This window comes from Acinetobacter sp. WY4, from assembly GCF_018438165.1.
GTDB lineage: Bacteria > Pseudomonadota > Gammaproteobacteria > Pseudomonadales > Moraxellaceae > Acinetobacter.
This window is the reverse complement of the sequence record NZ_CP053947.1, coordinates 2535623-2548899: the sequence shown is the minus strand read 5'-3', so window position 1 is coordinate 2548899 and position 13277 is coordinate 2535623. Positions and strand designations below refer to the sequence as shown.

The window sequence follows — 13277 nt, the reverse complement described above, 5'->3', positions numbered from 1 at the left end:
TATTTCGTTCAGAAACGATTATTGAACTAAAATAGCGGACCTTTTTTTACCACACTATCGAGAATTGAAAAAATGGAAGCAGTTATCATCCCAGGGGATTGGAATGTTGATCAAATCTTAGATGATTTAGATCAACATGGCTTTAGTATTGTTGACGATGCTTACTCTAGCGAATATCAACATGCAGTGAGTCAAGAATGCTTAAGCCACTTAAACGAATTTCGTAATGCAGCCATTCAAAATGGTGTAGTTAACAACATCCGTAGTGATCATATTCTTTGGTTACAACCTGAATTTCAAATTTCCCACCTACACATCCAAACACTTCAACAATTTTCCCAAATTTTAAACCGCGCGTTTTATTTAGGCATCAAAGATGTCGAAGCACATTTCGCTTGCTATCACGCGGGTGAGTTCTATACCCTGCACCGCGACAATCCTCAAGATAAAAATGGCCGGATGATTTCCAGTGTGTATTATTTACATGGACAATGGCAGACGGACTGGGGCGGTGAACTACGCCTGCAGGACAAACATGGCCAGTGGCATATTATCCAGCCAAAACCGAACCGAATGGCGCTGTTCCAGAGCGATTTATTACATGAAGTTTTAATCTCTAAACAGCAACGCCTATCCATTACCGCCTGGCTAAGAAGTGATACCTCACTACTCTAAGACACGCTGCCGCTTTAAATTTTAATTTTTAACCTCATATAGCCATTATTGAGAAATGAGGATTGCGTTGATGCGATTAACGACCAAACAGATTATTCAACGTCTGGGTGAAACTGACCAATTGTATTTAAAAGGCAATACGCCGGAATTAACGCTTGAACGTGCTGATCTTCGTTTACAGCTGGTGACTTTAAGTGAACTGCGTCAGGAACAGCGACATTTCCTGCAAGAAGCCGTAGTGTTGCTGGAACAAGGCCGGGTAGAATTTGAAGAAATGCCGCTGCGCATGTATATCAACCTATCTTTGCATCTGGCCAAGGCTTATATGATGTTTTTTGAATTGACCAAAGAGCACCATTTCGCCCTGATTACTCAGCAAATTTTAAAGCCAATGGCCAGTTATGAACATGGGGACATTTATTTCTTTCTGGCCTATGCCAGTGCCAGTAAAAATGAGCCGGCCCTGACCCGCCACTGGTTAGGTAAGTACACCACCACTGCCGAATTTGAGCTGGAATTATTACAGCAGCATCATGCATTTAATGATTATCGTCAGCACGAATGGTTTAACAAAATATTAAAAAGCAAAATGCATTAAGCCAAAGAACAAAAACGCCTCAGATGAGGCGTTTTTTAATGCAAGTTATATCGTCTTATTCTAAATATTAGAAAGGCTCAGGAAAAATGATCAGGCAGGCTGACGTCTATAAGCGTCCATGTGCAGTTGCTGATTCAGTTCATCAACCCAAATTGCCCAGTCATCATCTTGTACCAGATGGCTGATCAATAAAGAGCGCTGAGCTTTATTCCAGAACGGCGCATCGTGCAAGGACAGCCCTGCTGGCAGTTGATGAGTGCGTACATACAATTCAATAGCCGCAGGACTATTGGCGAGACCGAGCTGAGAAAACAAGAGCTCTAAGGATGGTTGGTTCTTTGCGAGCATCGCGCCCTCCTTATATCAGATAAATTGTAATTATTTATAGATCTAACTTATAAGATAAGACAAAAAAAACCTAGTCCTTTGACTAGGTTTGTTGTTTCTTTTTGTATGAATGCATTTAAACGCTTTGTTTGTCGCTTTCCACATGTAAAAGCTGATTTAACTTGTCAATAATGACAATCCATTCATCATCTTGGTGCCAATGTTCACGCAGGAAGGCACTTTGTCCCTCACTCCAGAATTCGGCATCTGGCAATGCGACTTCAGATGGCAATTGATGGGTATGGGTAAATTGATTAATTGAGGCTTCATCAGAAGGCAAACCCAATTGTTCAAATAATAATTCTAAAGTTAACTGTTGTTCCGTAAGCATAAATAGACTCCATCGTAGTGTTAAATTATGAGCGTGTTGAGATTCGAATTCTTAGGTTGATTTATGGCTCGGTATGTCACAGGTACCTGAACCCTCTGCCTCAATATGTAATTGTTCATTCAATACATCGACAAAAATGGCCCAGTCATCATCTTTCTTCCAGTGACTGATCAGAAAGTCATGCTGTGATTTGCTCCAAAAAGGAGCTTTATGCAGTGGCACATCCATACCAATTTGATGCGTGCTAATAAACTCGTCAATCGCTTCCGGACTCGAATCCAGACCCAATTGTTCAAAGAAAAGTTCGAAGGTGGCGCGTTGCTCTAACATCTGAACCTCTATCTTTTTATCTATAATCTTGTTTCTACCTTAGAGGGCTCATAGCGAAAACTCAGTTGTCTCTCCTTCACAGCTTGTTATTTTTTGTTGATTAAAGTGAGTGATATAAAAAAAGCACCCCAAATGGAGTGCTTTTTCAACTTAATCTGAAAAGATCAAATTATTTAAGCATGTCAGCAATTGCTGCGCGCTCTTCTTCAAGTTCATTCAACGTGAAGTTGATACGCTCTTGACTAAATTCGTCGATTTCTAGACCTTGAACGATTTTGTATTCACCGTTTTCAGTCGTTACAGGGAAACCGAACATTACGCCTTCAGGAATACCGTAAGAACCGTCAGAAGGAATACCCATAGTTACCCATTCGCCGTTTGTACCAAGAGCCCAATCGCGCATATGGTCGATTGCAGCGTTAGCAGCAGAAGCAGCAGAAGACAAACCACGTGCTTCGATGATCGCAGCACCACGTTTACCAACAGTCGGAAGGAATGTATTTGCATTCCATTCTTGGTCGTTGATCATGTCTTTAACGCTTTCGCCGTTAATTGTTGCAAAACGGTAGTCAGCATACATAGTTGGAGAGTGGTTACCCCAAACTGTAAGATTTTTGATGTCTTTAACCGCTTTACCAGTTTTAGCAGCAATTTGAGATGCAGCACGGTTGTGGTCAAGACGTAACATTGCAGTGAAGTTTTTCGCTGGAAGATCTGGAGCAGATTTCATTGCGATGTAAGCATTCGTGTTTGCAGGGTTACCAACAACTAGAACTTTAACGTCACGGCTTGCAACTTCGTTCAATGCTTGACCTTGACCGATGAAGATTTCACCGTTCACTTTAAGCAGGTCAGCACGTTCCATACCTGGACCACGTGGACGTGAACCCACTAGAAGCGCGTAGTCAGCATCTTTAAATGCAACTTTAGGATCATCAGTACCGATCATGTCTTCTAGTAATGGGAATGCACAATCTTGAAGCTCCATCATTACGCCTTTAAGCGCTTGCTGAGCTTTCTCAAAAGGAACTTCGAGCAATTGCAAAATCACTGGTTGATCTTTACCTAGCATTTCGCCGCTTGCGATACGGAATAATAGGCTGTAACCAATTTGACCTGCAGCGCCAGTAACGGCAACACGAACTGCTTGCTTCATCTAATTATCTCCAATTGAGGATATTCAATGCGATTAAATAGTTAGTATTTAATCTAATAATCGTAAACGCGAAAGATTGTACTCCAATCCTTTGCCAGATGCATATAAAAGAGGACGGATTTCACCTAAAGTCTGATAGGAAATATAAATTAAATCGGCAAAAAAGCTCAGTATGTTCCTTTTATTGTGACAGTTTTTGGGCATGTATTAATAATGTTGGCAGGACAGGATTTGTAATTGCCATTGGGGCGATAACAGACCTTGATCGAGGTAAGTACGCTGGCTGACTGGGTCTGCTGGCAGTTGAATCGCAAGGCATTGCCCGGTAATTGTGGATTAATTTTCAGGAATTTGGCCCGCAATGTATCGACAGAAATTGTAATATTTTCCTGTTCTGTCAGTTCCGCAGGAACTTTGAGACGATCTGCATAATTGATAATCGTCCGGAAATACTGACTGGCATTCATCGGCACGCAGCCACCGATATTGCGCCATAAAATTGTCCGGGTATTGTCATCCGGCATGATCCTGGCCACTACCTTGGACTGCAGTGGTGACAGTTTCGCGGAGCTATTGGTCGTACAATTTTGTGATGTAGTCTGAGGATATAAGCCGGAGATATTCAGCGAATAACCTTCGAGACATTTTCGCTTCTTGGCATATTCCGGGTACAAGCTACATAAGGCCGGGACCATTTGTACATCCATGACATAGTCTGTTGGTGCAGCAAATGCTGCCTGACTGCTGGCCAATACTACAAGCGCAACCGATCCAGCCCAGACTCGACGATCCTTCATTATTTTCATGAATAAGTCACCATTCCCCAATAATTTTAATTTTATTGTGTATTTCGTAATGGTATCAGTTGCATGCGTTTACCCACTGACTGTGCCCCCTGTCCTAATAAAATACCGTAATGCGTGGCATTGGTCATGACATGTTTCACATAATCTCGGGTTTCAAGTAAAGGAATACTTTCAGTATATTGATCTGCGGCCATTCCCTGAAATTCTGGCTGCCAGCGGCGGGCACGGTTTGGTCCGGCATTATAGCCTGCTGTTGCCAGAACTGGACTATTGCTGAGCTGACGCTGAATGGTAGATAAATAGAATGTTCCGTAGCGAATATTGGTATTCATATCGGTGAGTGCTGCCGGATTATAAGCCTCACCCATTTGACGCGCCACCAACTTGGCCGTATCCGGCATAATCTGCATTAGACCACCCGCCCCGACATGTGAACGTGCGACGGTATTGAAACGACTTTCTTGACGCATCAAACCATAGGCCCAGGCCGGATCTATACCGGCATTTCGACTATGGCTGACCACGTAATTCTGATGTGGCATTGGATAACGATAGTTATAATTATGTTTGTTCGCGGTACGGTCAGCGGCATAAATGGCACGATCATACCAGCCCATATCCATGGCACGTTTTGCCGCGGCCAGCAACAGGTCATCATCCTTCTTTAGATAAGCCTGACGCACTGCCCAGTTCCATTCCCGGTTAATATAGTTCTCCGGGGCGCTGATATTACGTAAGGTGAAAGCACGGCGGAAATGAATATCCTGATTCAAGCGCTGCATAGCCTGATTGGATGGCTGCGCTGGATTTGGTGTACTCGCAGTCACCTGCCCCAGCTTGTCGCGTGCCAGAAGATTGTGATAGTCATCTCCGGTCGCCAGCTTACGATAAATACTTTCTGCTGCCTGTTTGGAAGCACGATCAGTACGTTGTTCGCTGGCACGCGCCAGCCAATATTGCCAACGGTCTTCCTGCTTTTGGTTAACACTCATGCTATCAATGGCACGAATCAGGCTTTCCCAAGCACTAAAACGGATGGCCTGACGTGCATAAATTTCGGCTTCTTCCGGGCTAAATGGCAGGCCATAGCTGGCATCTAGCGCATTTAACACTTCACGGTTGAAGTTGTTTTTCATGACTGTGGTGCCACCGATATAACCGACAGCACGATATAAGGCGCGTTGTACCTGTACTGGTGTACCCTCGGCAGTCCGTTTGACAATAGACAAAGCTGAGTCCAAATCGCTATCGGCCAGACGTCCGAGTGCATAAATCAGATAGGCATGCTCTACCGCAGTACTTTTAGGCGCAGACCACAAATAATTGGTGGGATTGGCTTGAATCGAATTCAGTTGTGCCAGAGACAGATTTAGACCAATGCCTTGCGCTGTCGCAATGGCCTGACCTGACTGTCCGGCACGAAGTTGCCCCCAGAGTCGCTGCTGACGGTCTTCTGAGGTCATGAGTGGACTGGATAGCATCATCCGGCCTAGACCAGTACAAGAATCAGGCTGGCTATTGGTAGTTAACCAGACTTCTTTAAACTCGGCATAGACCAGTTCATCGCCAGCTTTGGCGCGCACTTGTGCCACTGCACAGGCTTCGGCAGGATCAGCATTGGTTACATAAGGCAATACCGGTTGAGCAGTGCTAAAGTCTGCCATTTTTACTTTTTCTTCAACATAGTCCGCTGCCAGCTTTTCAGCCATGGCGGATTGAGGGTAACGCTGGGCAAAGCTGATAATCTGGCTGACAGGCTGCATGGCAAGATTCTGGTTTAAAATCCAGTATTCCGGATAATAGCCCAAGGCATCATTCTGCATAGACAGACGATATTGCTGTAACAGTTCAGTATTACCTGCATTGGCTGCACGCAAGGCATCATTAAATTGTTCTTCTGCTGCCTGTGTACTCGCTGAACAGATACATGCCACACTTAAAGTAATTAATTTATAGTATTTATACATAGTTTTAGTGTGTTTCAACATCCCTTTGCCTTCTATCATCGGTTTTGTGCTTTGCCCATGTTGCATATCATAAGAGCTAGTTTGAAGATTATAACCAACTCTATTGTTCAGTTATGTAACCTTATGATTAAGCAATATTAATCTACAGACAATTTTTGCCCATAAATCAATATTTTTCCACAGTTAATTTGGGCTATAAGTTTAAGCGACTTTCCTGCTAAAATATGCGCCTTTCCAAGATTTCAGTCCGTGAATTGAATTTTTATTCACCTGTTTGATGCATCAATCAGGCTATTCGTTCACTCTTTCAACGTATTACCTTGTAGGAGCCTACATGACGGTTCAAACCTTCATTCCGAATGGTGCCCCAGCTGCCTCAGAAAACACTGTTACCCAGCCAGCGCATACCCCAGCCAGCGATGCTTCAGTCAAAAAACTGTACATCGAAACACAAGGGTGTCAGATGAATGAGTACGACAGTCACCGTATGGCAGACCTGTTAGGCGATTCTCATGGCTATGTGCTGACCACCGATCCTAAAGATGCCGATATTCTGCTGATGAATACCTGCTCGATCCGTGAAAAGGCACAGGAGAAAGTATTCTCCGAGCTGGGCCGCTGGCGCAAACTAAAGGATAAAAATCCTGACCTGATTATTGGTGTCGGTGGTTGTGTAGCGTCTCAGGAAGGCGACAACATCCAGAAACGTGCCAATTATGTCGACATGATCTTTGGCCCGCAAACCCTGCACCGTTTGCCGCAAATGCTGGATCAGCATTTTGAGCAGATCGAAAAGCCGAAAAAAGAAAAAATCAAACTGGTGGATATTTCCTTCCCGGACATCGAGAAATTCGACTTCCTGCCTGAACCGCGTGTTGAAGGCTATAAAGCCTTTGTTTCGATTATGGAAGGCTGTTCTAAATACTGTTCTTTCTGTGTGGTGCCTTATACGCGTGGTGAAGAAGTGTCCCGTCCACTGGATGATGTCCTCGCAGAAATTGCGGGTTTGGCAGAAAAAGGCGTGCGTGAAATTTCACTTTTGGGTCAGAACGTAAATGGCTACCGTGGTGAAACTTTTGAAGGCAATATCTGTACCTTTGCCGATCTGTTACGTTTGGTTGCGGATATTCCGGGTATTGGCCGGATTCGTTATACCACCTCGCATCCACTGGAATTTAATGACGACCTGATCCAGTGTTATCGCGACCTACCACAAATGGTTTCACATCTGCATCTGCCGGTACAAAGCGGTTCCAATGATGTCCTTCAGGCTATGAAGCGTAACCACACCATTGATGTTTACATCGAGAAGATTAAAAAGTTACGTGCAGTTCGCCCTGATATGCACCTATCTTCAGACTTTATCATTGGTTTCCCGGGTGAAACTGACGAAAACTTTGAAGAGACTTATCAGTTTATTCAGGATCTGGATTTCGACCATTCTTATAGTTTCATCTATTCAAAACGTCCGGGTACGCCTGCGGCAGAACTGGAAGATACGATTTCTGAAGATGTGAAAAAAGAACGTCTAGCCAAAGTTCAGCAATGGATTAAGCGTTCAAGCATTGACAAGACGGATGCCATGCTCGGGACTATCCAGCGTGTACTCATCGAAAAAGTTTCTGATAAAGATCCGAACATTCTGGTTGGTACGGCGGACAATACCCGTTATGTTAACTTTATTGGTGACCCTGCCTGGGTAGGCCGCTTTGCCGAGATTGAAATTACCGAAATTAAAACTTTGAATTTAGTTTACGGTGAGCTCTTGAATCTTGAGCCTGACGTGGCGTAATGTAGAGCATATAACGCACACTTCATAAGGAACACTCTTGACTGCAGCGATTCGACGTACAGTAGCTTTTCCTGGAATTTCGATGGACCGTATACAAGCCATGTTAGGTGCCTATAACGGCCATTTGAAGCAAATTGAACAACGTTTAGACGTCAAAATCTCCCATCGTGGAGAAAGTTTTATTATTGATGGTGGAATCGATGCCGTTGAGAGAGCCGAAATGCTCTTGCAACGTCTTCATGAAGAATCTGAACATAGTCAGCAGATTAGTGCAGATACTTTACATCTGATGATTCAGGGCAGCCAGACTGACCGCGAGCTTCAGCAAGATCTGGATGATCAGGAACATACGGGGCTGGACAATGTCTGGCTGCAAACCCGTAAGGGCCGGATCAATCCGCGTGGTGCCAACCAGAAACGCTATGTACAGCGCATTCTGCAAAGTGATATTTCTTTTGGTATTGGCCCTGCCGGGACAGGTAAAACCTACCTCGCTGTTGCGGCTGCCGTGGACATGCTGGAGCGCAATGAAATCCAGCGTATTCTGCTGGTTCGTCCTGCAGTTGAAGCCGGCGAAAAACTTGGTTTCCTGCCGGGGGATTTAACCCAGAAAATCGATCCGTACTTACGTCCCTTGTATGACGCGCTGTATGAAATGCTCGGCTTTGAAAAAGTGGCCAAGTTGATTGAACGTCAGGTGATTGAAGTCGCTCCGCTTGCTTACATGCGTGGCCGTACCCTGAATCATTCTTTCGTGATTCTGGATGAAGCGCAGAATACTACGCCTGAACAGATGAAGATGTTCCTGACCCGTTTAGGTTTTGGCTCACGTGCCGTGATTACGGGCGACGTAACTCAGGTAGATTTACCGCGGGGTCAGCAATCCGGTCTGTCACATGCCTTGCGTGTGATTGATAAAATTCCTGAAATCCATATCACCCGCTTCCATTCGCGTGATGTGGTACGTCATCAGCTGGTACAGAAAATTGTCGAAGCCTACGAAGGTTGGGACAGTGAACAGCAGCGTTTAAGTGCTGAAGCACGTGCCGAACGTAAAGCACGTCAGGAAGCCTTGATCGCTGAAAATGATGCTGCGGCAGACGCACAGCATTAAGCTTTAAACTTAAGGATTTGTGTTGAAACTTAGTCTTTCCTTACAACAGGACTTTCAGTCGCCTGAACTGGTACTGAAGCGGGCCTACATTAAAAAAGTTGTAGAAACCACTTTACGTCATATCGGCACTCAGAGTAATTGCGAAATCGGAATTGCCTGTGTCGACAATGACGAAAGTCATAAACTGAATCTGGAATATCGAGGCAAGGACAAACCGACCAATGTACTGTCTTTCCCGAGTGAGCTTCCAGATGAAATGGCGCAGTTTCTGGATGCATTTCCCATTGGTGATCTGGTGATCTGTATTCCTGTGGTATTACGTGAAGCGAGTGAACAGGGCAAAGCGCCTTTGACTCACTTTACCCATATGCTGGTTCATGGCACCTTGCACTTAATGGGCTATGATCATGAAACTTCAGATGAAGATGCAGAAGAAATGGAAGGCATTGAAATCGAAATTCTGGCCAAGCTGGGCTTTGAAAATCCTTATCTGGAACAAAACTAAAATTTCTTCATAAAAAAAGCGGGCCAAGGCTCGCTTTTTTTATTGTTTACCCTCACCCCAACCCTCTCCCATAAGGAGAGGGAGTTTTAATACCTATAGCTCAATGATAGTTCTCCCTCCCTTTGGGAGGGAGTTAGAGGGAGGGTTTACAAATGAATAAATAGTCTAACGCACTTCAAACTCTGCTTCAGCCGGATCAAATCGCCAGGTACGAATCACCCTTAGTTCGGAAATTTCTTTCATTTTACTGTCGAAAGCACCAAATGGTGCTGCCTTACGCACGGAAGATTTAGCTGCTTCATCCAGCATGGCATGTCCTGAACTGTCAATCAGTCGAATGGCACGAATCCCGCCATTCTGATTGAGGATCACCATCAGCCGCACTTCCCCTGCCAGATTCTGCTGCTTGGCTGCTTCCGGATAGTAGCGGTTACCATAAAATTCCACTTTTTCACGGAACTTTTCCAGATAGGCGGCCGAAACATCCTGCTTGGACTGAATACCATCTACAGTCTTAATTTTTTGCTGACGACTGAAATTTTGTTGACGCTGTAAATATTGCGCTTCCAGACTGGCGACCATGGCCGCTTTGGCCTGAAATTGGCTCTGTAATTGCTCCTGCATTTTTTTACGCTGATTTTCTTCCGCCTGCTTTTGCCAGCTCAAGGTGGTCATCAGGACTTTTTCTTCAAAACTGAGTTCCTGTTGCTGTTGCAGCATATCCAGACTTTCTTGCAGTTCTTCGCCTGCATGTTGTTCCATTAACGGCGATGGCATATCACTCGACATGCGATGAGCTTCTCTAAACTGGCCGGAACCCTGCTGGTCCGTTTGGGCCAGAAAATCAGCATGCTCAATTTTTTCATCAGTCTGGCGCAAACTGACTGCGATTTCTTTGGTACTGGTATCCCGATCTTGCGGCATACCAAATTCCAGGGTCAGCACGATCAAATGCATAATGCCTGCGGCAAGCACCGCACTGCTAAACACTGGATCTTTCCACCAAGTTCTGACCAGAGGCATGAGTATCATCGTTTTTTCACATTCGCCCAAACTCAATACTGAGTTCAGCTCCCCAAAAAAGTATTTGAAAGATTAAAAATAAACGGATTCGTCATTTATCTTTTTAAAATGCCAAATCCATCAAATCTTCAACGTTACATAACTAAAACTATAAAAATGGTGCTATTTATTTTGCTAAACTTCAAGCATGAACGCTTGTATTTTTCATACAATTCGACAAGATACATCCCGAGTCAAAAATAAAGTTGCCAGGACGCTTCAGTATGCAAACGCTAATTTCCAATATTTCCAACCGAATCCGCCAAGTGTATCAGAGGGCGGAAGGATTTATTGAAGATGAGCGTGAATTTCCCTTATCGCAAGTCTTCCTGAATGCAACCTTTCAGCGCTTTGTCACAGACAATGTCGATGCATTAAAAGACTTACATGCAGATTTACACGAAGACTGGCTGCGTTTGTATGCAACACTGGATTATAAAGGTCTGATTGTCACGTTATCGGTTGATTTGAAACTGGTACAGATGGAGCTGAATAAAACCACCCAGTTGATCGTGTTCGAGCAAATTAGTGATACTCAGCTGATTGAAGCCAAATATCCGAATATGCTGTATAAACTTGGCGTGCGTTTTGGCCTGTTCTTCTATCAACGTGTCTTGAATAAAGATCCTTTGGGAATGATTCTGGAAAAACTGGGTGTGATTAAAGTCATCGATGACTTGCTCTATCTGGATTTAAATCGCTGGTTAGGTAAAAGCCGATCTGTCATTGATACCTTGGGCAAAGTCCATGTCAATCATGCAGTACTTCGTGAAGCCGAATTGGTGGTGATTGGCAACGTCAATCTGGCCGCCCTGTTTAGAAAACTCTCCCAAGATCAGGAAGAGAACTGGGATGAAGACGAAATGGATGACAACCGGGTCACCCCCATCAAACAGAAAGATCCTTCTTAAATCATGCTGAACGTAGTTTTTGAACAAAAGTTCCATAAAACTACATGAAATATACATTTTTGGCAGAAATATCCCTTCAATTTCCATATTTTGCCCAAATAATAAAGGGTGCAATAAGTGATATGTTTTGCTTGTTTTTAACCAATATAGGAAAATAACTGATGGCGAAGACTGTATTCAAAACTTTAGTGATGACCACGGGTCTGAGCAGCGCGATACTGTTCACTGGTATTTCTAGCCAGGCTTTTGCCATGACTCCTTTCCAGGCCAGTTATCAATTTAGCTATAATGGTAAGAATATGGGTTCTGCAACGCGGACTTTAAGTAAATCTGGTAATAACTGGACTTATGTCTTTGCTGCAAAAGCCGGGGGGATTGCCTCTGCAACCGAAACCAGCCGCTTTACTTTTAATAATGGCAAGATCGGCTCAAGCAGTTTCAGTCGCAGTAGTAAAGTACTGGTGCATAACAACACCATGAGTATTAATTTCAATCCTTCCAGTAAAAGCATCAGTACCAAGAAAGACGATGAAAAACGTTCTTTTGCCTGGAGAGCAGATGTTCTGGATGAGTTGAATGCGGAATTGCAGATCCGTGAAGATTTAAAAAATTCCGGCCTGAAAGCAAATTACTACATCGCTGATGCTAAAGAAGTTGAAGGCCGCAAGTTTGTCAAACAGGGTTCAGAGACTATAAGTACGAAATACGGATCTTTTAATACCATTAAAGTGGTGATGAAACATAGCAAACCAGGTCGTGAAACCATTTTCTGGCTGGCACCAAAACTTGACTATCTTCCAGTCAAAGTTTCGCATGTCGACAAGAAAACCTCCTATGGTTTACTGTTAACTGACTATAAAGGTGCAAGCAACTAAGTTTTTGGCGAATTTCACTTGATTTTTTCCGGGTGCTTTTTACAATACGCTTTTGCTTGAAAAAGCACCTGCTCTTGAGGATTCTCCCGTGCATGCACTAGAACAGAAAATCTTGGCTGAAGGCATCGTCCTCTCTGAAGAAGTTTTGAAAGTAGACTCTTTCTTAAACCATCAGATTGATCCAGTCATGATGCAACTGATTGGTCAAGAATTTGCGCGTCTGTTTAAGGATGCTGGTATTACCAAAATTATTACGATTGAAGCATCAGGTATTGCACCTGCCGTAATGGCCGGCCTAGAGCTTGGCGTACCGGTGATCTTTGCACGTAAATACCAGTCTCTGACCCTGAAAGATGATTTATATCGTTCTAAAGTCTTTTCATTTACCAAACAAACTGAAAGCACGATCGCGATTTCAAATAAACACATCAGCTCAACCGACAAGGTTTTAGTGATCGATGATTTCTTGGCTAATGGTCAAGCAGCTTTAGGTCTTGCAGACCTGATTCATCAGGCAAATGCAGAAGTAGTCGGTATTGGCATTGTGATTGAAAAATCATTCCAGCCAGGTCGTGATCTGCTGCTTGAAAAAGGCTACCGTGTGGAATCACTGGCACGTGTGAAGTCTTTAGCAAATGGCACAGTTGAATTTGTTCGCGACTAAGCTCGCCAATGAATTTCAAAAGAGCGCTGATGCGCTCTTTTTTTATTGCGTTTTTCTGATGATATAAATTTAAAATATCCAAAACTCGGCTATAGCTCAGCCTA

15 protein-coding genes are annotated in these 13277 nt (G+C 43.8%); 8 read left to right on the top strand and 7 right to left on the bottom strand.

The window, feature by feature from the left end:
• Positions 1–72 precede the first annotated feature (72 nt).
• Both G4D73_RS11975 and G4D73_RS11970 read left to right on the top strand, forming a co-directional pair.
• The gene (locus G4D73_RS11975) at positions 73–675 is read left to right on the top strand and encodes a 2OG-Fe(II) oxygenase (RefSeq protein WP_004281424.1); all 603 of its coding nucleotides are present in this window, start codon (positions 73–75) and stop codon (positions 673–675) included.
• A gap of 70 nt (positions 676–745) precedes the next feature.
• A complete protein-coding gene (locus G4D73_RS11970) occupies positions 746–1273 on the top strand; it encodes a hypothetical protein (protein ID WP_004281425.1) in 528 nt (175 codons plus the stop codon).
• 90 nt (positions 1274–1363) lie between these two features.
• Here G4D73_RS11970 and G4D73_RS11965 read toward each other — a convergent pair whose 3' ends face one another.
• The 6 genes from G4D73_RS11965 to G4D73_RS11940 form a co-directional block, all read right to left on the bottom strand.
• Entirely contained in the window at positions 1364–1621 is a 258-nt protein-coding gene (locus tag G4D73_RS11965) for a DUF2789 family protein (RefSeq protein WP_004645106.1), read from the bottom strand.
• A gap of 115 nt (positions 1622–1736) precedes the next feature.
• Positions 1737–1991: a DUF2789 family protein gene (locus G4D73_RS11960; protein WP_004645105.1), complete on the bottom strand. Its 255-nt coding sequence runs from the start codon at positions 1989–1991 to the stop codon at positions 1737–1739.
• A 51-nt stretch (positions 1992–2042) separates the two neighbouring features.
• The gene (locus tag G4D73_RS11955; protein WP_213686840.1) at positions 2043–2321 is read right to left on the bottom strand and encodes a DUF2789 family protein; all 279 of its coding nucleotides are present in this window, start codon (positions 2319–2321) and stop codon (positions 2043–2045) included.
• 169 nt (positions 2322–2490) lie between these two features.
• Complete coding sequence (locus G4D73_RS11950; protein ID WP_004645103.1) at positions 2491–3477, bottom strand: malate dehydrogenase; 987 nt, start codon at positions 3475–3477, stop codon at positions 2491–2493.
• 167 nt (positions 3478–3644) lie between these two features.
• Complete coding sequence (locus G4D73_RS11945) at positions 3645–4283, bottom strand: ribonuclease I (RefSeq protein WP_373683237.1); 639 nt, start codon at positions 4281–4283, stop codon at positions 3645–3647.
• Positions 4284–4315: 32 nt separating this feature from the next.
• Complete coding sequence (locus tag G4D73_RS11940) at positions 4316–6250, bottom strand: lytic transglycosylase domain-containing protein (protein WP_171066358.1); 1935 nt, start codon at positions 6248–6250, stop codon at positions 4316–4318.
• Positions 6251–6584: 334 nt separating this feature from the next.
• On the opposite strand from G4D73_RS11940, the gene miaB reads away from it, so the two are divergent.
• The 3 genes from miaB to ybeY are packed head-to-tail and all read left to right on the top strand — an operon-like array spanning position 6585 to position 9661.
• Positions 6585–8042, top strand: coding sequence for a tRNA (N6-isopentenyl adenosine(37)-C2)-methylthiotransferase MiaB (miaB, locus tag G4D73_RS11935; protein ID WP_005265592.1), 1458 nt, complete (start codon positions 6585–6587; stop codon positions 8040–8042).
• 37 nt (positions 8043–8079) lie between these two features.
• Entirely contained in the window at positions 8080–9156 is a 1077-nt protein-coding gene (locus G4D73_RS11930; protein WP_004281434.1) for a PhoH family protein, read from the top strand.
• A gap of 22 nt (positions 9157–9178) precedes the next feature.
• Positions 9179–9661: an rRNA maturation RNase YbeY gene (gene ybeY, locus G4D73_RS11925; RefSeq protein WP_213686839.1), complete on the top strand. Its 483-nt coding sequence runs from the start codon at positions 9179–9181 to the stop codon at positions 9659–9661.
• A 165-nt stretch (positions 9662–9826) separates the two neighbouring features.
• Here ybeY and G4D73_RS11920 read toward each other — a convergent pair whose 3' ends face one another.
• Positions 9827–10684 carry an energy transducer TonB gene (locus tag G4D73_RS11920; RefSeq protein WP_195726036.1) on the bottom strand — a complete coding sequence of 286 codons (858 nt, stop codon included), beginning with the start codon at positions 10682–10684 and terminating at the stop codon, positions 9827–9829.
• Positions 10685–10947: 263 nt separating this feature from the next.
• Here G4D73_RS11920 and G4D73_RS11915 point away from each other — a divergent pair, with 263 nt between their 5' ends.
• The 3 genes from G4D73_RS11915 to G4D73_RS11905 all read left to right on the top strand — a co-directional run bounded on the left by G4D73_RS11915 (position 10948) and on the right by G4D73_RS11905 (position 13173).
• Positions 10948–11634, top strand: a complete 687-nt coding sequence (locus G4D73_RS11915) for a hypothetical protein (RefSeq protein ID WP_213686838.1) — start codon at positions 10948–10950, stop codon at positions 11632–11634.
• A gap of 161 nt (positions 11635–11795) precedes the next feature.
• Positions 11796–12509, top strand: a complete 714-nt coding sequence (locus G4D73_RS11910; RefSeq protein WP_004281439.1) for a DUF3108 domain-containing protein — start codon at positions 11796–11798, stop codon at positions 12507–12509.
• Positions 12510–12597: 88 nt separating this feature from the next.
• Complete coding sequence (locus G4D73_RS11905) at positions 12598–13173, top strand: xanthine phosphoribosyltransferase (protein ID WP_005094083.1); 576 nt, start codon at positions 12598–12600, stop codon at positions 13171–13173.
• The last annotated feature ends 104 nt before the right edge of the window (positions 13174–13277 follow it).

Excerpts from the sequence above, each read along its gene's own strand:
- G4D73_RS11975 (WP_004281424.1), top strand. The coding sequence starts at position 73 with ATGGAAGCAGTTATCATCCCAGGGGATTGGAATGTTGATCAAATCTTA.
- G4D73_RS11970 (WP_004281425.1), top strand. The coding sequence starts at position 746 with ATGCGATTAACGACCAAACAGATTATTCAACGTCTGGGTGAAACTGAC.
- G4D73_RS11965 (WP_004645106.1), bottom strand. The coding sequence starts at position 1,621 with ATGCTCGCAAAGAACCAACCATCCTTAGAGCTCTTGTTTTCTCAGCTC.
- G4D73_RS11960 (WP_004645105.1), bottom strand. The coding sequence starts at position 1,991 with ATGCTTACGGAACAACAGTTAACTTTAGAATTATTATTTGAACAATTG.
- G4D73_RS11955 (WP_213686840.1), bottom strand. The coding sequence starts at position 2,321 with ATGTTAGAGCAACGCGCCACCTTCGAACTTTTCTTTGAACAATTGGGT.
- G4D73_RS11950 (WP_004645103.1), bottom strand. The coding sequence starts at position 3,477 with ATGAAGCAAGCAGTTCGTGTTGCCGTTACTGGCGCTGCAGGTCAAATT.
- G4D73_RS11945 (WP_373683237.1), bottom strand. The coding sequence starts at position 4,283 with ATGAAAATAATGAAGGATCGTCGAGTCTGGGCTGGATCGGTTGCGCTT.
- G4D73_RS11940 (WP_171066358.1), bottom strand. The coding sequence starts at position 6,250 with ATGTATAAATACTATAAATTAATTACTTTAAGTGTGGCATGTATCTGT.
- miaB (WP_005265592.1), top strand. The coding sequence starts at position 6,585 with ATGACGGTTCAAACCTTCATTCCGAATGGTGCCCCAGCTGCCTCAGAA.
- G4D73_RS11920 (WP_195726036.1), bottom strand. The coding sequence starts at position 10,684 with ATGCCTCTGGTCAGAACTTGGTGGAAAGATCCAGTGTTTAGCAGTGCG.
- G4D73_RS11915 (WP_213686838.1), top strand. The coding sequence starts at position 10,948 with ATGCAAACGCTAATTTCCAATATTTCCAACCGAATCCGCCAAGTGTAT.
- G4D73_RS11910 (WP_004281439.1), top strand. The coding sequence starts at position 11,796 with ATGGCGAAGACTGTATTCAAAACTTTAGTGATGACCACGGGTCTGAGC.